Below are 16886 nucleotides of genomic sequence, written 5' to 3'. Positions count from 1 at the left end.
TCATCGACAGATCACCTGAAACGGTCCAAATTATACCCCTTCGGCACGTAAAAAGGCCAAAACCAAGCCTTTTTCGCCCAATTCACGCCACGTTTGAAAATTAACTTTGTCCCAAATCTCTTTTTCTTTGACGCACGAATTCGACGTGTGAGGCGGAGTAACCAGAATGCTAAATTCCTTGCTTTGTAACGACGGCTCGAAACCGAAGCGCAAAACGTTCAAGTTAGAGCAGTTCGCTCGGAACGAAGATGGCGTCTTCACTATCTTCGTATTGTTCATGGTGGTCCTGATGCTGGCAATTACCGGCATGGCCATGGATGTCATGAAGTATGAGCGTGACCGCGCCAGCCTGCAATCCACCCTGGACCGCGCTGTGCTTGCTGCCGCTGACCTTGACCAGGATCTTCCTGCCAAGGCGGTTGTCGATTCTTACATGGACAAGGCCGGGCTGGGCAATCTGAACGCCATTACGACGGTTGTTGAAGGGTTCGGCTCTAAAAAAGTAAGTGCTACAGCCGAAGCGGTTGTTCCGACCCGCTATCTGAGGTTCGGCAAAGTCACTGAACTGGGCCTTGTTGCCAGCAGTGCGGCTGAAGAATCCATTGGCGCTGTAGAAATCTCGTTGGTTCTCGACATTTCCGGCTCTATGTCGCGCTCGTCTGCCACACCATCGAAAACAAAAATCGCAGTGTTGAGAGAAGCTGCGTCGGAATTTGTAAGGCTCATGCTGGACAAACCTGACGAAACACAGATTTCAATCTCGATTGTTCCTTATGCAACGCAGGTCAACGCGGGTGCGCCAATCCTGGACAAGTTCACAAATGTCACGCAGGAGCACAGCTATTCGCACTGCGTAAACTTCATTCCGGAACAGTACAGCGATTCTGATCTGGAACGCGATGACACGTTGGAGCGCACCGCCCATTTCGATCCTTTCACCTATTCTGAAGGGTCAATCGACCTGCCCGTTTGTCCCGTCCGCGCAGGAAGTGCAATCACCCCTGTCACCGACAATATGAACAAACTGCTTGCTCAGATTGCGTCCCTCACCCCCGGTGGGAACACGTCGATCGATATTGGGATGAAGTGGGGAACTGCCCTGCTGGACCCGAGCATGCGCGGAATTGTTCGCGACCTGTCGCTGGAACAGGATCCATCCTATGCAGGTACAACAATTGTGCCATCAAAATTCTCGGTCCGTCCCTCGGACTATGGCACCGACGTTCTGAAGATCGCCATTGTTATGACCGATGGTCAGAACACCGATCAATACATGCTTAACCCATCGCTGCGCGAAGGTATGTCAGACGTTTGGTACAACCCGGAAGCTGATGAATACACCGTGTACCATTCTCAGGGTCGTCCGAATTTTTTCTGGCCTCAGCAAGACGTTTGGGCGGATCATCCCTACGGAAACCCGGAACCTGAGACGCAGCTGAACGAAGAACCTGGAACAGCCGTTCGGTTGTCATATCCTGAACTGTTTAACCGAGTATCATTGGCATGGAACGCACGGTACAACTATTACTGGCAGTCCAGCGGTTGGGCGGAATGGTATTCAAAGGCCTACGCGAAAGTTGAAACGTCGGCCAAGAACCAGCGCACCAAGCACATTTGTGATGCGGCCAAGGATCAGGGCATCATCGTTTACGGTATCGCGTTCGAGGCGCCCAGAAGCGGGTACAGGACCCTCAAAGACTGTGCCAGCTCTGACAGCCACGTCTATGACGTAAGTGGCCTGAACCTTGAGAAAGCCTTTGAATCCATCGCATCGTCGATCCGCAAGCTGAGGCTAACCCAATGATCAGCAGAAAGCTGTCGATGCTCCGCCTATTTCGACAATCCGAGGCAGGCAATGCGACAATCGAGTTCATCATGCTCGTACCCTTCTTCCTGGCGCTTCTCGTGGCAGGAGCCGAACTGTCCATCATCACGATGCGGCATGCTGCTTTGGAGCGTGGGGTGGACCTGATCGTAAGGGATATTCGGCTGGGCACCGGTACGAACTGGGATCACGACGTAATCAGAAATCGGATTTGCGAAGTGTCCGGAATCAAGGATTGTACAGGGAATTTGCGACTGCAAATGGTCAAGCAGGACGCGTTCGCTGGTATCGTGCTTTCAGACAGCATCCCCTGCACGGACAGTTCCGAAGATCCCAAACCGGTTCTGGATTTCAAAAGCGGGCAATCCAACGAGTTGATGATCTTGCGGGCCTGTTTGCGCATAGATCCGGTTCTTGAGACCTCAGCCATTGCCAAGCTTGTCCCGGACGCTACCGGTCACTACGCGGTGACCGCAACAACAGCATTCGTACAGGAGCCACTGTAAGATCATGTCTGTATTCCGAAACCTGAAGAAGCGCTTCAAAGTCTTCAAGAAAGACGAAAGTGGCATTCTGACCGTAGAAGCCCTCATGATTTTTCCGCTGATGTTATGGACGATTACGTTCACGTTCACAGCATTCGAGGGGTTTCGTCAAAGCGCATCCAATCTGAAGGCAGCTTATACGATCAGCGACCTGATTTCGCGTGAAACGCAGGCCGTGACCGATGTGTATATCGACTCGTTGCACGATTTGGCGGGCAAGATGATCAATAACCGGTCAGACGTGAAAATGCGGGTTTCTCTTATCGTTTACGATGAGGACGATAAACGCCATTATGTGCGCTGGTCGACCGTACGCGGCTTTGATCAGGAATGGGATGACAACAGGATCGATGAAATCGAAGACCGCCTGCCGCCAATGCCCAATCAGGACACCGTTATTCTGGTTGAAACGTCCAATGAATACATCCCCACGTTCCGACCGGGCTGGGATTTTGCGACAGGTATCACCTTTGAGAACTTCATCTTTACCCGTCCCCGCTTTACAAACGAAGTTGCTTGTAACTTAACCCAGACCCCGTTCGTCTGCACAAATAGCGGATAGAATTTCGGACATGAACTTGGCTTCGGCGGCAGATGTCATGCCGCCCACGCCAACCCGGTGACCAACCCGCCACCACAATCCCGGAGCCCAGCGGTTCGCTGCTTTGTTTCGCGTACGGACCAGAAAGCCGTTTGACGGTTTGAACGCGAACACACCCCGATCTACCGTTTCAATATCGGCCACTTCTGCGATGATCTGACCCGACCCCGTTCGCAACTCGGTCCGCGTCAGTTCGATCCAGTCTTCTGTGGCGCGCCAGACACGAAGCGCCAGCCAAAGCGATGCACCGCCAACGACAAACAGAAACACCTGCCAAACCGGTTCGGGTGGCGATGCCAGCGCGACATAGGTAACCAGCATTCCAACCGTTGTCAGCATCCCTACCCCGGTCCATCGTCTGGGGGATGAGGCCTGAATCGTTGCCAACACGTCGTCCTGCATGGAAGTCTCCTGTCTGATCCGCTTCGATCTAGCCATTTTGCGCCGGAAACAACAGAGGCTTGGCCGCAAAACAATTTCGCACAGGTCCGGTTATTTCATGCAAATTGACTGCCGTGGCGCAGAGATTACATGCTGCCCGGATGAAACGGAGGCGAACATGTCCCTTAGACCGACGTTGGAAACACGCAAAGCCATCCCCACAATGGAAGGGGCTGGTGTCAAACTTCACCGTGCATTCGGGTTTCAGGATCCGTCCGAACTGGATCCTTTTCTGCTGTTCGATGATTTCAGAAATGAACGCCCGCAGGATTACCAGGCCGGGTTTCCCTGGCACCCGCACCGGGGAATTGAAACGATCACTTACGTTCTGACCGGCTCAGTCGAGCATTCGGATTCGCTGGGTAACACCGGCACGCTTGGCGCCGGTGATGTGCAATGGATGACCGCAGGATCCGGTATCCTGCATCAGGAAATGCCAAGCGGCAACATCTCGGGCCAGATGCACGGCTTCCAGTTGTGGGGCAACCTGCCCTCGGATCAGAAGATGACCGCCCCGCGCTATCAGGACGTTCAAAGCAAGGACATCCCCGAAATCACCGATGACGATGGCACCACAGTGCGGGTGATCGTAGGTGAGTTCTGGGGTAAGACCGGACCCGTTGACGGGATAGCTGCTGACCCGCAGTATCTGGATATCTCTGTCCCGGCAGGTGTGAAGAAAACCCTCCGGATCGATACGTACCGCCGTGCCTTCGCCTATGTGTTTCAGGGTCAGGCCGCCTTTGCCGATGCCTCGCAGCCGACAGGTGTGCTGTTGGAAAAGGAAATCGCCGGGCAAGAGGTCAATATCCGCGACATGTCAGGGGACCGCACGCTTGTCCGTTTTGGCACGGGCGATGAAATCACCGTTCAGGCTGGCCCCCAAGGTGTGCGGTTCCTGCTGATCTCTGGGGCTCCGATCAACGAACCCGTCGCGTGGCATGGCCCCATCGTGATGAACACGCGGGCCGAACTGGAACAGGCATTTCGCGAGCTGCGCAATGGCACGTTCATTCGCCCCGCGCACTAACAGCGTGACGGTTTGACCCTGTCAGGCCGTCACGGCCTTGTGCACCATGTTCCAATAGATCTCTTCGACTTCGTCCAGTGACAGGCGACCGCCCGAACGGTACCAGGTCATCACGCCGTTAAGCATGGCAATCACGGCCAGCGTTGCAATCTTCGTGTCCGAAATTGCGAATTGTCCGGCCTGCTGCCCTGAATCCAGGATGCTTTCCAGCACGTTTTCGTATTGGCGCCGCAAGTCTTCGATTTCAGCAAAGTTTTCGGGCGAAAGATTGCGCAACTCCATATAGGCGATGAAAACTTCGTCCGGGCGCTGCAAATGGAAGCGGATGTGAAAGCCGATAAACTGGCGCAAGGCGTCTTCAGCATCGTCGCAACGGCCCATTGCATCAAGCGCCTCAAGCAGGTCCTGCATGTGTTCGCGCATCAACCGGTGCAAAAGGCTCTGTTTGTCGGGCGTATAGTTATAAAGCGCGCCTGCCTGTACGCCGACCTCTTTTGCGATCTGCCGCATCGAGACAGCGGCATACCCATAGCGCGCAAACAGGTGCAGCGCGGCCTTGCGGATACGTGGGCCGGTTATGTCGGAATGTGAGCCTTGAGTGCGTGCCATGGGTCTACAGTATATGAACAGATGTTCATATAGAACCCCGCTTGAACGATGTCGTCAAAACGTGCATCACGATGGGGCAACAAAGACCGAAAAGCCTGCGACATGAAACTGCTGCCTGTTTTGCCCCTTATTCTATTTTGCGCCGCCTGTGCGGACATTCCCGAGTTGGAAGGCAGCGAACCGGCTGCAGTCAGATCCGCCCCCTACCCGCGCCTTATTCCGTTGCAGGAAACCTTAGGGCCACCGGTGGACCCGATCCATCAGGCAGCAGCAGTCGAAGACGATCTGACCCAACGCAGCAATGCCTTAGCCCAAAAGGCGCAGGCGCTACAAAACGCGCAAACCAACTGACGCGTCATAAATCACCCCCACTATCCCCCGGTGACGGATTGCACCCTTGGCCTGAACCCGCTAAGGCAGCGCTGATTGGACTAGCATCCGACACCAGAAAAATTCGAGCGGAAAAGGACCCACGACATGACACAGGCACTGCGGCTGGGAATTGCGGGCTTGGGAACGGTCGGCGTGGGTGTCGTCAAGATCGTCCGCCGCCATGCAGAATTGTTGCAGGCCCGCACAGGCCGTTCGATTGAAATCGTGGCTGTATCCGCGCGCGACCCGAACAAGGACCGTGGCGTGAATCTGTCGGATTATGCCTGGGAAACCGATCCGGTTGCACTGGCAAAACGCGACGACATAGACGTTTACGTCGAATTGATGGGTGGCGAGAACGGTCCTGCCAAAGCCTCGGTCGAAGCAGCATTGGCCAGTGGCAAGGATGTGGTCACCGCCAACAAGGCGTTGCTGGCCATCCACGGGCAGGAACTGGCTGAAAAGGCCGAGGCCGCCGGTCGTGTGATCCGGTTTGAGGCCGCTGTCGCTGGTGGTATCCCGGTGATCAAGTCCCTGACCGAAGGTCTGGCGGGCAACGAGATCACCCGCGTGATGGGTGTCATGAACGGAACGTGCAACTACATCCTGACCCGGATGCAATCGCAGCGTCAGGGCTACAATGCCCTTTTCGATGAATGCGCCGAATTGGGATACCTTGAGGCCGACCCCAATCTGGATGTCGGAGGTATCGACGCTGCGCACAAGCTGGCTCTGCTATCCTCGATTGCGTTTGGGACCAAGCCGAATTTCGACGGGATCGAGATTGAGGGTATTCAGCAGATCAGCCTGGACGACATTGATCAGGCCGAAGACATGGGCTTTCGCATTAAATTGCTTGGCGTGGCGCAGCGCACCGCGCGCGGGCTGGAGCAACGCATGCAGCCTTGCCTGGTACCCAGCGACTCGCCACTGGGCCAGCTGGAAGGCGGCACCAATATGGTCGTGATCGAAGGCGACGCGGTTGAGCAGGTTGTTCTGCGCGGCCCCGGCGCAGGCGAAGGTCCGACAGCCAGCGCTGTGATGGGCGATGTCTGCGATCTGGCGCGTGGATTGCAGATCCCGACCTTTGGCCGCCCAGCCACCACGCTTGAAACCGCAGTTCCCGCCGTCACCGGTCGACCTGCGCCGTATTATCTGCGGCTGGGCCTGCTGGATAAACCTGGTGCATTGGCCAAGGTTGCGGCCATTCTGGGCAATGCCGGGGTGTCAATCGACCGGATGCGCCAATATGCACATGCCGAAAGCACAGCGCCTGTGCTGATCGTCACCCATAAGACCACCCGAACGGCGCTGGACGTCGCATTGGAGGGTTTCCGCGAAACCGATGTGGTTGCAGGCGACCCAGTTGCATTGCGGATTGAAGCGGTTTGACCTTGCGGCCTGCATGAAACGCAAGCTATGCCGGAAGACACGGCTATACTGACCAGAGGATACAGAAACATGAGTGCTGCCAAGACCGATTTCAATGACCGCCTGCTGTCTCTGGGGCTGGCCAGGGTGGCGGAACAGGCTGCACTGGCCTCGGCTTCGCTGGTAGGCCGGGGCGATGAGAAAGCCGCGGATCAGGCCGCTGTGAACGCAATGCGCGAACAGCTGAACCTGCTGGATATCGCAGGTGTCGTTGTCATCGGTGAAGGCGAGCGCGATGAGGCGCCGATGCTGTATATCGGCGAAGAGGTTGGCACCGGCAATGGCCCCGGTGTGGATATTGCACTGGATCCGCTGGAAGGCACCACGCTGACTGCCAAGGACATGCCGAACGCACTGACCGTCATCGCCATGGGCCCGCGCGGCTCGATGCTGCACGCGCCGGATGTGTATATGGACAAACTGGCGGTTGGCCCGGGGCTGCCTGAAGGTGTCGTCAACCTGGACATGTCGCCACGCGAGCGTGTCGAAGCGCTGGCCAAGGCCAAGGGATGTAAAGCCGCTGACATCACCGTCTGCATTCTGGAACGCCCGCGCCACGAAGCGATGATTGCCGAAGTGCGCGAAACCGGTGCCGCGATCCGTCTGATCACTGATGGTGACGTGGCGGGTGTCATGCATTGCGCTGAAAGCGAAGTAACCGGCATCGACATGTATATGGGTCAGGGTGGCGCGCCCGAGGGTGTGCTGGCCGCCGCTGCGCTGAAATGTATGGGTGGGCAGATCTTTGGTCGCTTGTTGTTCCGTAACGATGACGAACGTGGCCGGGCCGCAAAGGCAGGCATCACCGATCTGGACCGTGTTTATGCACGCGATGAGATGGTGACGGCGGATGTGATCTTTGCCGCCACCGGTGTGACCGGTGGCTCTTTGTTGCCCCGGATCAAGCGCGAGCCCGGCTGGGTGGAAACCACGACGCTGCTGATGCGGTCCAAGACCGGGTCGGTGCGCCGCATGTCCTACCGCACGCCGACATGGCCGCATGACAACACGTAACGGCTTGCGCCGTTGCCTTCGGCGAGAGTATTTCTGAAAAGGTGAAGAGGCCGGGTCCGCAAGGGTCCGGCCTTGGCGCATGAGAGGCGAGCAATGAGTTTTCTTGGAGTCGAGCAATCACTGACGGGACGGCTTTGGGTTGGACCCAGCCCGGAGATTGAGCGGGCGGCCGAGATGATGGCGCAGCAAACCGACCTGCCCCGTGCCGTTTGCCAGGTTCTGGCCCGGCGCGGCGTGCCGGTATCGGAGGCGCCCGGCTTTCTTGACCCAAAGCTGAAGGAATTGCTGCCTGATCCGCGGGCCATCAAGGATATGGAAGTTGCCGCCACGCGCTTTCTGGAAGCCGTCCGCAATCGTCAAAAAATTGCGGTGTTTGCGGATTACGATGTCGATGGCGGCAGCTCTGCCGCGTTGCTGCTGGTCTGGCTGCGGCAGATGGGCGTGCAGGCGACGCTTTATGTGCCGGACCGGATCGACGAAGGGTATGGCCCCAACGTTCCCGCGATGCAGGGGCTTGCGGCTACGCATGATCTGATCATCTGTGTTGATTGCGGCACGCTCAGCCATGATCCGATTGCGGCGGCTACGGGGGCGGATGTGATCGTTCTGGACCACCATCTGGGGGGCGAGACGCTGCCCGATTGCGTCGCAGTGGTGAACCCAAATCGACAGGATGAAAGCGGCGATCTTGGTTATCTTTGCGCGGCGGGCGTTGTGTTCCTGATGCTGGTCGAGGCCGGTCGGCAGCTGCGTGACGCGGGCGCAAGGGGACCGGACCTGATGGCCCTTCTGGATCTGGTGGCCCTGGCGACCGTTGCCGATGTGGCACCACTGATCGAGGCCAACCGCGCCCTGGTGCGACAGGGGCTGAAAGTGATGGCACAGCGGCAGCGCCCCGGCCTTGTCGCGCTGTCCGATATCTCGCGCATGGATACCGCGCCGAACAGTTATCACCTCGGGTTTCTGCTTGGGCCCCGCGTGAATGCCGGTGGACGGATCGGTCAGGCCGATCTGGGTGCGCGCTTGCTGAGCACCGATTCTCTGCATGAGGCGCAGGCGTTGTCCGAACGTCTGGATGCCTTGAACACCGAGCGCCGTGACATTGAAAACACGGTACGTGCCGCCGCGCTGGAGCAAGCCGAGGCGCGTGGCTTGGACGCCCCTTTGGTCTGGGCGGCAGGCGAAGGCTGGCACCCCGGTGTCGTTGGTATCGTGGCCTCTCGGCTGAAGGAGACAGCCGATCGACCGGCGATTGTGATTGGCTTTGACGGGGATGAGGGCAAGGGTTCGGGCCGCTCGGTTTCCGGCGTCGATCTTGGGGCTTCGATCCAGCGTCTGGCGGCCGAAGGGTTGCTGGTCAAAGGAGGTGGCCACAAGATGGCCGCAGGTTTGACCGTCATGCGCAATCAGTTGGAACCCGCAATGGAACGCCTGAGCGAGTTGCTGGCCAGACAAGGGGCGAGCCAGGGTGGACCTGCGGATCTGAAATTGGATGGCGCGTTGATGCCCGGCGCGGCAACCGTGGAACTGATCGAGCAGATCGAACAGGCCGGACCGTTTGGCGCCGGTGCCCCGGCCCCGCGCTATGCGTTGCCTGACCTGCAGGTTCGCTTTGCCAAGCGGGTCGGTGAATCGCATCTGAAACTGTCGCTGACCGATGGAATGGGCGGCGGGCTGGATGCGATTGCCTTTGGTGCTTTTGACGGGCCGATGGGCGAAAAACTGTCAAATCACGGCGGTGCACGCTTTCATTTTGCGGGTCGGCTAGAGGTCAACACCTGGGGCGGTCGCCAATCTGTGCAGCTCAGGCTGGAGGACGCGGCGGAAGCCCGTTAACACGCGGCTTTGGTGCGTTAAAAAACTTTCCCGTCCCTGCGTTTTTACGCTTGCGGGGGTCACGGCGAAACCGTAAAAGGCCCTCCACAAGCCAGCGTGGCCCGTTCGTCTATCGGTTAGGACGCCAGGTTTTCAACCTGGAAAGAGGGGTTCGATTCCCCTACGGGCTGCCATTTGCGCTTGTGACCTGATACCAAGTGGCCCGTTCGTCTATCGGTTAGGACGCCAGGTTTTCAACCTGGAAAGAGGGGTTCGATTCCCCTACGGGCTGCCACTCTTCCTTAGCTTCTTCCATCCCAAAGCAGCAAGATCATCCGGGCCGCGTCTGGAAACAGCAACCTAGCTGTCATCAGCGATCTGAATTTCGATGCCCCAACGGTCAAGGAATCTGGCCACCCCACCCTTTGGCACAGCATCCGTGACCAGCGAATGCACCAGCCGAGGATCCGGCCCCACATAAGGTGCCCTTTCACCAAACTTGGAATGTGCTGCAGCCATGACAACCTGGTCCGCACACCTGACCACCACCGATGCAAGATCCGCTTCGACCGCGCTGTGGTAGAGAAACCCTTTGCTGTCGGAAATCGCGTCCGTGCTCAGGATCACGATGTCAAAAGCATAGCGTTGCAGCTGCTTGTGGGTGACGTGACCAAACGTCCCCCTTTCATCGATCTGCAACTCACCCCCCAAAAGGTGCACACGGTTTCCGTTGACCCCGGCCAAGGTCTGAACGACACCGATGGAGTTGCTGACTACCGTGAGGTTGCTGACCTGTCGCAGCTCTTCCGCGACGAAGGCGGTTGTCGATCCCACATCCAGGAAAACGGTCATCTGATCGCGAACCAGTTTCGCGGTATGCCCGGCGATCAAACGCTTTTCATCCGCGTCTTGTGATATCCGGTGAAAGAAGTTGGGGGCGCCCTGCACTCCGGCAAGGTAAGCTCCGCCATGAACGCGTTCGACCGTACCCGCCTTTGACAAGGCTTTGATCGTTCGGCGCACCGTCTCTTCGGATACGCCGAGCATATTCGCCAAATCCGAATTCCGGGCCGTTCCACCCAAACGTCTGAGGGCATCAAGCAATTCCAGCTCACGATGGGTGTTGAGGGTATTCTTCTTCACGAACCGGCTCCGGAGATTTTCTTTATATGGACACGGAATACCGTGAACGGCAAGGCAGTGCTACATCCGCATTGCCACAACTGGCCTTTTGTCGGAACGGATTGGTGCCATGTGAGCACTGAGTTTCAGCAGTAATGATCCGGGAAGCTGGTTTGCCTGACTTCTCACGAGTGCCGGATCAGTGTCCATGCCTCTCGCAACGCGGATGCAATTCAACGCACCCTCTGTCATCTCTTGCTTGCAATGGGTCTCAGTGGAGTTCCCTATTTCCCTCGCGGAGAAATTTTGAAATTTCGATAACATAATTATATAGTTACAATCATTTACAGCGGTGGAAACAAATTCAATTCATGCGGCTCCGGAGTGCCTGAACGTCAATTACTAAAAATTTAGTTTGACACATACGCAAAAAATCGCTGATGCTGTTCTGCATCCGGTTCCCGCCGGAGAACCATAATTTTTGGGAGGAGACAGATGCGGAGACATCTACTTTCCGCAGTGGCGGCGGCTGCCGTCATTGCGGGGCACGGGTCCGCTTGGGCCGACGAAGCCGCAGCACAACGTTGGATCGACGACGAATTCCAGCCATCGACCTTGTCGAAAGACGAACAGATGGCCGAGATGCAATGGTTTATCCAAGCTGCACAGCCCTACGCTGGCATGGAAATCAACGTCCTGTCCGAAGGTATTCCGACGCATTCCTACGAGTCGGAGGTTCTGACCAAGGCGTTTGAAGAAATCACCGGCATCAAGGTCAATCACCAGATCCTTGGCGAAGGCGAAGTGGTCCAGGCTGTTCAGACCCAGATGCAGACAGGTCGGAACCTGTATGACGGCTATGTCAACGACAGTGACCTGATTGGTACCCACTCGCGTCTGCAACTGGCCTATCCGCTGACCGACATGATGGGCGGCGACTGGGCGGCGACAACCTCGCCGACAATCGATCTGGATGACTTCATGGGCATTCAGTTCACCACCGGGCCGGACGGCAAGCTGTATCAGCTGCCCGACCAGCAGTTTGCGAACCTTTACTGGTTCCGCAAGGACTGGTTCGATGACGAGGCCAACAAGGCCGCGTTCAAAGAGAAATACGGCTATGATCTGGGCGTTCCGGTCAACTGGTCGGCCTATGAAGACATCGCCGAGTTCTTCACCAATGACGTGAAAGAAGTCGACGGCGTGGCGATCTACGGCCACATGGATTACGGCAAGCGCGCGCCCGACCTTGGCTGGCGCATGACCGACGCCTGGCTTTCGATGGCCGGTGCTGGTGACAAGGGCGAGCCGAACGGTATTCCGGTTGACGAATGGGGCATCCGCATGGAAGCGGGCACCTGTAACCCGGTCGGCGCCTCGGTGTCGCGCGGTGGTGCTGCAAACGGTCCGGCTGCGGTCTATGCGATCCGCAAATGGGACGAATGGCTGCGGGCCTACGCGCCTCCGGGTGCGGCGTCTTATGACTTCTATCAGTCGCTGCCGGCACTGAGCCAGGGCAACGTGGCCCAGCAGATTTTCTGGTACACCGCCTTTACCGCCGACATGGTGAAGCCGAAGTCCGAAGGCAACAACACCGTGGATGACGAAGGCACGCCGCTGTGGCGGATGGCGCCCAGCCCGCACGGCCCCTACTGGGAAGAAGGCCAGAAGGTTGGCTATCAGGACGTGGGTTCCTGGACGTTCCTGAAATCGACCCCCTCGGATCGTGCGCAGGCAGCCTGGCTTTATGCCCAGTTCGTGACGTCCAAGACTGTTGATGTGAAGAAGTCCCATGTGGGTCTGACCTTCATCCGCGACAGCTCGGTCAACCACGAGTCGTTCACCGAACGCGCATCCAAGCTGGGTGGCCTGGTCGAATTCTATCGCTCGCCTGACCGCGTGGCATGGTCGCCAACCGGCATCAACGTACCGGACTATCCAAAGCTGGCCCAGATCTGGTGGCAGCAGATCGGTGACGTGAACTCGGGCGCCTTCACCCCGCAAGAGGCGATGGACCGTCTGGCCGAAGAGATGGACATCACCATGGCCCGTATGCAGGCCGCGGATGAAAGCGCCGGTGTCTACGGCGGCTGCGGTCCACGCCTGAACGAGCCGCAGGACCCATCTTTCTGGCTGGAAAAAGCGGGCTCGCCCAAGGCCAAGCTGGAGAACGAAAAGCCGCAGGGCCAGACCGTCAACTATGACGAACTGGTTAAGCGCTGGCAGTCCCAGTAAAAGCAACATCGTAGGCCGGGCTTAAGCCCGGCCTACCCCTGAATGCCCCGCGAGTTTCCCAGATGATTGAACTTCAAGACGCGACCAAACGGGTCGGCAACGTCATCCATATCAAGCCAACCAACCTGACGCTGCAAACCGGCCATTTCAACGTGCTATTGGGCGCGACAGGTTCCGGAAAAACGTCACTGATCAAAATGATGGCCGGGTTGGACCCGATCGCCTCAGGCAAGGTCCTGATGGACGGGCAGGACGTGACACGGTTGAACACGCAAAAGCGGCAGATCAGTCTGGTGCACCAGTTCTTCGTGAACTACCCGCATATGACTGTATTCGACAATATCGCCTCGCCCCTGCGCGTGGCTGGCATGGCTAAATCGGAGATCGATGGCCGCGTGGAAGAGGCCGCCGATCTGCTGCAACTGCGCCCCATGCTGCACCGCCGCCCACACGAGCTGTCGGGCGGGCAACAACAACGAACCGCGCTGGCGCGTGCCATCGCAAAAGAAAGCCGCGCCGTCTTCCTGGATGAGCCGCTGGCGAACCTTGATTATAAACTGCGCGAAGAGTTGCGCGAACAACTGCCCGATCTGTTCGCTGGTCGCGGGGCCGTCGTTGTCTACGCCACCTCGGAGCCTGAAGAGGCATTGCTGCTGGGAGGCTACACCGCGCTGATGGAAGACGGCCGCGTGACCCAGTTCGGCCCAACCACCGACATCTATCGCAATCCGGAAAACATCGCCGCGGCGCGTGTATTCTCGGACCCGCCTATCAATGTGGCCCGTATCACTGTTTCCAGCGCCCGGGCGCAATTGGCAGGCAATGTCGGCTGGGCAGCCTCGGGCATGGCCGACGGGGAATATATGATCGCCGTTCGCCCTCATCGCGTGACGCCATTTCGTACGTCTGACGCCGATGTCGAACTGACCGGACGTGTGATCGTGACCGAACTGTCAGGTTCGGATTCCAGCGCGCATTTCCAGCATGGTGACGAAGCCTGGGTTTCACTCGCCGCTGGTGTGCATCCCTATCAGGTCGGCGAAGATCACAGTTTCTATATGAACCCGGCGCATTGCCGGTATTTCAGCCATGACGGCAAAAGGGTGGCCTGACATGGCACAGATCAAGCTTTCAAACCTTCGACACAGCTATATGCCGTCACCAAAAGGCCCCGAGGACTATGCGCTGAAGGAAATCGACGTCACGTGGCGCGATGGCGGGGCCTATGCGCTGTTGGGGCCGTCAGGTTGTGGCAAGTCCACGCTGCTGAACATCATATCCGGTCTTCTTACCCCCTCGGAAGGTCGGATAATGTTCGATGATCAGGACGTCACCGCCCTGCCCCCGGACCAACGCAACATCGCGCAGGTCTTTCAGTTCCCGGTGATCTACGACACGATGACCGTGGGCGAAAACCTGGCCTTCCCGTTGAAGAACCGGGGTGTCGACGCCGAAACCATCAAGCGTCGCGTTCTGGAAATCGCCGAGATGCTGGACGTCACGGACATGCTGAACACCCGCGCGTCAGGTCTGAGCCCGGACAACAAACAGAAGATCTCGATGGGTCGCGGCCTTGTTCGCGACGACGTGAATGCGGTGATGTTTGATGAACCGCTGACCGTGATCGACCCGCACCTGAAATGGAAACTGCGCTCCAAGCTGAAAGAGCTGCATCAGCGCGTGCAGGCAACCATGATCTACGTGACACACGACCAGACCGAGGCGCTGACCTTCGCCGACGAGGTGGTGGTAATGCAAGACGGTGAAGTGGTTCAGATCGGAACACCTGTCGAATTGTTTGAACGGCCCCAGCACACATTTGTCGGCCATTTCATCGGCTCGCCGGGCATGAATGTCCTTCCATGTGAAGCCAAAGGCGACCGCGCCGTTTTTGAAGGGCACGAGGTCATGCTGGAAGGTCCCACACATGGTGACGGCGGACGCACCGATCTGGGTATCCGCCCGGAATATGTAGGTTTCGGCGACACTGGCATTCCGGCGCATGTGACCAAGGTCGCCGATATCGGCCGTCATTACGTGGTCAGCGCCGTGGTCGGCAACACCGCCCTCAAGGTCGTGACCGAACACGGTGTACCGGAACCGGGATCACAGGTCTTCTTGCAATTCAAACCCGAACAATCCCGCGTCTACCGCGACGGCTGGATCGCAACTCAGGAGCGGGCGCAATGAGAACGGAAAACCAAAAAGCATGGTTCTTTGTCCTGCCCGTTCTTGCGCTGGTGGCGTTCAACGCGCTGGTGCCCATGATGACGGTGGTCAACTACTCGGTGCAGGAAACCTTCGGCAACAACCAGTTCTTCTGGGAAGGTTTGGGCTGGTTCGAACAGATCCTGCGATCCGACCGTTTTCAGGCAGCACTTGGACGGCAATTCCTGTTTACCTTCCTGATCTTGCTGATCGAGGTGCCCTTGGGCATCATCGTCGCCCTGTCGATGCCACGCAAAGGGTTCTGGGTGCCGGTCTGTCTGGTGCTGATGGCCTTGCCGATGCTGATCCCTTGGAATGTGGTTGGCTCGATGTGGAACATCTTCACCCTGCCCAAGATCGGATTGCTGGGATATTTCCTGAATGACGTGCTGGGCATCAACTATGACATGACGCAACAGCCGCTGTCGGCTTGGATAACCGTTATCGTCATGGACGTCTGGCACTGGACCTCGCTGGTCGTGCTGCTGTGCTATGCCGGCCTCGTCTCGATCCCCGACGCCTATTATCAGGCCGCCAAGATCGACGGCGCCAGCCCATGGTCGGTGTTTCGTTACATCCAGTTGCCCAAGATGAAGACGGTTCTGACCATCGCGGTTTTGCTGCGGTTTATGGACAGCTTCAATATCTATACCGAGCCTTTTGTTCTGACCGGCGGCGGTCCCGGCAACTCGACCACCCTGCTGTCGATTGACCTTGTGAAGATCGCACTGGGGCAGTTCGACCTTGGCCCGGCGGCAGCGATGAGCCTGATCTACTTCGCCATCACGCTGCTGGTGTCGTGGCTCTTCTACACTCTGATGACAAAGGACGACGCAGAATGAAAAAGCGGTCCATCATCCCGATCCTCTATATCGCGTTCCTGATGCTGCCGATCTATTGGCTGGTGGCGATGTCCTTCAAGACAACGAACGAGATTCTGTCGGGCTTTTCCCTGTTTCCCCAGACTTTTACGCTGGAAAACTATATTACAATCTTCACAGACCCAACCTGGTATTGGGGTTACATCAACTCGATCACCTATGTGACTCTGAACACAGTACTTTCCGTCTGCGTTGCCCTGCCTGCGGCTTACGCCTTCTCGCGCTATCGGTTCCTCGGTGACAAGCAACTGTTCTTCTGGCTGTTGACCAACCGCATGGCCCCAGCGGCGGTGTTCGCCCTGCCGTTCTTCCAGCTCTATTCGTCGATCCACCTTTTCGACACCTATCTGGCCGTGGCTTTGGCCCATACGCTGTTCAACGTGCCGCTGGCGGTGTGGATTCTGGAAGGTTTCATGCGTGGTATCCCAAAGGAGCTGGATGAAACCGCCTATGTGGATGGATATTCGTTCCCGCGCTTCTTCGTGACAATCTTCCTGCCCAACATCAAGGCAGGTGTCGGTGTCGCGGCATTCTTCTGCTTCATGTTCTCATGGGTAGAAATGCTGCTGGCCAAGACCCTGACCGCGGTTGAGGCCAAACCCATCGCTGCCGTGATGACCCGCACAGCATCCAGTGCCGGGTACGAATTGGGGCTGCTGGCCGCCGCGGGCACCCTGACCATCATCCCCGGTGCCATCGTCATCTGGTTTGTTCGCAACTACATCGCGCGTGGCTTCGCGATGGGACGTGTGTGAGG

16 protein-coding genes and 2 tRNA genes are annotated in these 16886 nt (G+C 57.6%); 15 read left to right on the top strand and 3 right to left on the bottom strand.

The window, feature by feature from the left end; translation table 11 throughout:
• The first annotated feature begins 166 nt into the window (after window positions 1-166).
• Genes ACR3E2_RS02530 through ACR3E2_RS02520 form a run of 3 tightly spaced genes read left to right on the top strand, consistent with a single transcriptional unit; the run spans window position 167 to window position 2932 of the window.
• On the top strand, window positions 167-1804 hold the full coding sequence (locus ACR3E2_RS02530; RefSeq protein WP_480481587.1) for a pilus assembly protein TadG-related protein: 1638 nt from the start codon (window positions 167-169) through the stop codon (window positions 1802-1804).
• Complete coding sequence (locus ACR3E2_RS02525; RefSeq protein WP_480481589.1) at window positions 1801-2331, top strand: TadE/TadG family type IV pilus assembly protein; 531 nt, start codon at window positions 1801-1803, stop codon at window positions 2329-2331. Before ACR3E2_RS02530 ends, ACR3E2_RS02525 begins: the two co-directional genes overlap by 4 nt.
• Before the next feature lie 4 nt (window positions 2332-2335).
• Window positions 2336-2932 (top strand): TadE/TadG family type IV pilus assembly protein, encoded by a 597-nt coding sequence (locus ACR3E2_RS02520; RefSeq protein ID WP_480481591.1) that lies wholly within the window; start codon window positions 2336-2338, stop codon window positions 2930-2932.
• Here the strand turns inward: ACR3E2_RS02520 and ACR3E2_RS02515 are convergent.
• Window positions 2894-3373, bottom strand: a complete 480-nt coding sequence (locus ACR3E2_RS02515) for a hypothetical protein (RefSeq protein ID WP_480481593.1) — start codon at window positions 3371-3373, stop codon at window positions 2894-2896. The genes ACR3E2_RS02520 and ACR3E2_RS02515 overlap by 39 nt on opposite strands.
• A 157-nt stretch (window positions 3374-3530) precedes the next feature.
• On the opposite strand from ACR3E2_RS02515, the gene ACR3E2_RS02510 reads away from it, so the two are divergent.
• Window positions 3531-4442, top strand: coding sequence for a pirin family protein (locus ACR3E2_RS02510; RefSeq protein ID WP_480481595.1), 912 nt, complete (start codon window positions 3531-3533; stop codon window positions 4440-4442).
• Between the two features lie 21 nt (window positions 4443-4463).
• Here the strand turns inward: ACR3E2_RS02510 and ACR3E2_RS02505 are convergent, their stop codons facing one another.
• The gene (locus ACR3E2_RS02505) at window positions 4464-5051 is read right to left on the bottom strand and encodes a TetR/AcrR family transcriptional regulator (protein WP_267366137.1); all 588 of its coding nucleotides are present in this window, start codon (window positions 5049-5051) and stop codon (window positions 4464-4466) included.
• A gap of 102 nt (window positions 5052-5153) precedes the next feature.
• Between ACR3E2_RS02505 and ACR3E2_RS02500 the strand changes: the two genes are divergently transcribed.
• The 6 genes from ACR3E2_RS02500 to ACR3E2_RS02475 all read left to right on the top strand — a co-directional run bounded on the left by ACR3E2_RS02500 (window position 5154) and on the right by ACR3E2_RS02475 (window position 9978).
• The gene (locus ACR3E2_RS02500) at window positions 5154-5402 is read left to right on the top strand and encodes a hypothetical protein (RefSeq protein WP_480481597.1); all 249 of its coding nucleotides are present in this window, start codon (window positions 5154-5156) and stop codon (window positions 5400-5402) included.
• 126 nt (window positions 5403-5528) lie between these two features.
• The gene (locus ACR3E2_RS02495) at window positions 5529-6815 is read left to right on the top strand and encodes a homoserine dehydrogenase (RefSeq protein WP_267366139.1); all 1287 of its coding nucleotides are present in this window, start codon (window positions 5529-5531) and stop codon (window positions 6813-6815) included.
• Window positions 6816-6884: 69 nt separating this feature from the next.
• A complete protein-coding gene (gene glpX / locus ACR3E2_RS02490) occupies window positions 6885-7868 on the top strand; it encodes a class II fructose-bisphosphatase (protein ID WP_267366140.1) in 984 nt (327 codons plus the stop codon).
• Between the two features lie 93 nt (window positions 7869-7961).
• Window positions 7962-9704 carry a single-stranded-DNA-specific exonuclease RecJ gene (gene recJ, locus ACR3E2_RS02485; protein WP_480481599.1) on the top strand — a complete coding sequence of 581 codons (1743 nt, stop codon included), beginning with the start codon at window positions 7962-7964 and terminating at the stop codon, window positions 9702-9704.
• A gap of 98 nt (window positions 9705-9802) precedes the next feature.
• Window positions 9803-9877: transfer RNA gene (locus tag ACR3E2_RS02480), tRNA-Glu, on the top strand.
• Window positions 9878-9903: 26 nt separating this feature from the next.
• Window positions 9904-9978 (top strand) — tRNA-Glu (locus ACR3E2_RS02475).
• 65 nt (window positions 9979-10043) lie between these two features.
• Here ACR3E2_RS02475 and ACR3E2_RS02470 read toward each other — a convergent pair.
• A complete protein-coding gene (locus ACR3E2_RS02470) occupies window positions 10044-10826 on the bottom strand; it encodes a DeoR/GlpR family DNA-binding transcription regulator (protein ID WP_480476380.1) in 783 nt (260 codons plus the stop codon).
• Window positions 10827-11300: 474 nt separating this feature from the next.
• On the opposite strand from ACR3E2_RS02470, the gene ACR3E2_RS02465 reads away from it, so the two are divergent.
• From ACR3E2_RS02465 to ACR3E2_RS02445, 5 genes are all read left to right on the top strand, one after another.
• Complete coding sequence (locus ACR3E2_RS02465; RefSeq protein WP_480481601.1) at window positions 11301-13040, top strand: ABC transporter substrate-binding protein; 1740 nt, start codon at window positions 11301-11303, stop codon at window positions 13038-13040.
• 62 nt (window positions 13041-13102) lie between these two features.
• Window positions 13103-14152 carry an ABC transporter ATP-binding protein gene (locus tag ACR3E2_RS02460; protein ID WP_480481603.1) on the top strand — a complete coding sequence of 350 codons (1050 nt, stop codon included), beginning with the start codon at window positions 13103-13105 and terminating at the stop codon, window positions 14150-14152.
• Between the two features lies 1 nt (window position 14153).
• On the top strand, window positions 14154-15230 hold the full coding sequence (locus tag ACR3E2_RS02455) for an ABC transporter ATP-binding protein (RefSeq protein ID WP_480481605.1): 1077 nt from the start codon (window positions 14154-14156) through the stop codon (window positions 15228-15230).
• Window positions 15227-16090, top strand: coding sequence for a carbohydrate ABC transporter permease (locus tag ACR3E2_RS02450; protein WP_209595792.1), 864 nt, complete (start codon window positions 15227-15229; stop codon window positions 16088-16090). Before ACR3E2_RS02455 ends, ACR3E2_RS02450 begins: the two co-directional genes overlap by 4 nt.
• Entirely contained in the window at window positions 16087-16884 is a 798-nt protein-coding gene (locus ACR3E2_RS02445) for a carbohydrate ABC transporter permease (RefSeq protein WP_155139158.1), read from the top strand. The genes ACR3E2_RS02450 and ACR3E2_RS02445 overlap by 4 nt, the downstream gene beginning before the upstream one ends.
• Window positions 16885-16886 lie beyond the last annotated feature (2 nt).

This window comes from Ruegeria sp. AL7, assembly GCF_056536105.1.
The sequence above is the reverse complement of the archived record's forward strand: the minus strand, read 5'-3'. Positions and strand labels throughout refer to the sequence as shown.

Bases quoted from the DNA above. Each gene is read 5' to 3' on its own strand.
- ACR3E2_RS02530 (WP_480481587.1), top strand. From the start codon at position 167: ATGCTAAATTCCTTGCTTTGTAACGACGGCTCGAAACCGAAGCGCAAA.
- ACR3E2_RS02525 (WP_480481589.1), top strand. From the start codon at position 1,801: ATGATCAGCAGAAAGCTGTCGATGCTCCGCCTATTTCGACAATCCGAG.
- ACR3E2_RS02520 (WP_480481591.1), top strand. From the start codon at position 2,336: ATGTCTGTATTCCGAAACCTGAAGAAGCGCTTCAAAGTCTTCAAGAAA.
- ACR3E2_RS02515 (WP_480481593.1), bottom strand. From the start codon at position 3,373: ATGCAGGACGACGTGTTGGCAACGATTCAGGCCTCATCCCCCAGACGA.
- ACR3E2_RS02510 (WP_480481595.1), top strand. From the start codon at position 3,531: ATGTCCCTTAGACCGACGTTGGAAACACGCAAAGCCATCCCCACAATG.
- ACR3E2_RS02505 (WP_267366137.1), bottom strand. From the start codon at position 5,051: ATGGCACGCACTCAAGGCTCACATTCCGACATAACCGGCCCACGTATC.
- ACR3E2_RS02500 (WP_480481597.1), top strand. From the start codon at position 5,154: ATGAAACTGCTGCCTGTTTTGCCCCTTATTCTATTTTGCGCCGCCTGT.
- ACR3E2_RS02495 (WP_267366139.1), top strand. From the start codon at position 5,529: ATGACACAGGCACTGCGGCTGGGAATTGCGGGCTTGGGAACGGTCGGC.
- glpX (WP_267366140.1), top strand. From the start codon at position 6,885: ATGAGTGCTGCCAAGACCGATTTCAATGACCGCCTGCTGTCTCTGGGG.
- recJ (WP_480481599.1), top strand. From the start codon at position 7,962: ATGAGTTTTCTTGGAGTCGAGCAATCACTGACGGGACGGCTTTGGGTT.
- ACR3E2_RS02465 (WP_480481601.1), top strand. From the start codon at position 11,301: ATGCGGAGACATCTACTTTCCGCAGTGGCGGCGGCTGCCGTCATTGCG.
- ACR3E2_RS02460 (WP_480481603.1), top strand. From the start codon at position 13,103: ATGATTGAACTTCAAGACGCGACCAAACGGGTCGGCAACGTCATCCAT.
- ACR3E2_RS02455 (WP_480481605.1), top strand. From the start codon at position 14,154: ATGGCACAGATCAAGCTTTCAAACCTTCGACACAGCTATATGCCGTCA.
- ACR3E2_RS02450 (WP_209595792.1), top strand. From the start codon at position 15,227: ATGAGAACGGAAAACCAAAAAGCATGGTTCTTTGTCCTGCCCGTTCTT.
- ACR3E2_RS02445 (WP_155139158.1), top strand. From the start codon at position 16,087: ATGAAAAAGCGGTCCATCATCCCGATCCTCTATATCGCGTTCCTGATG.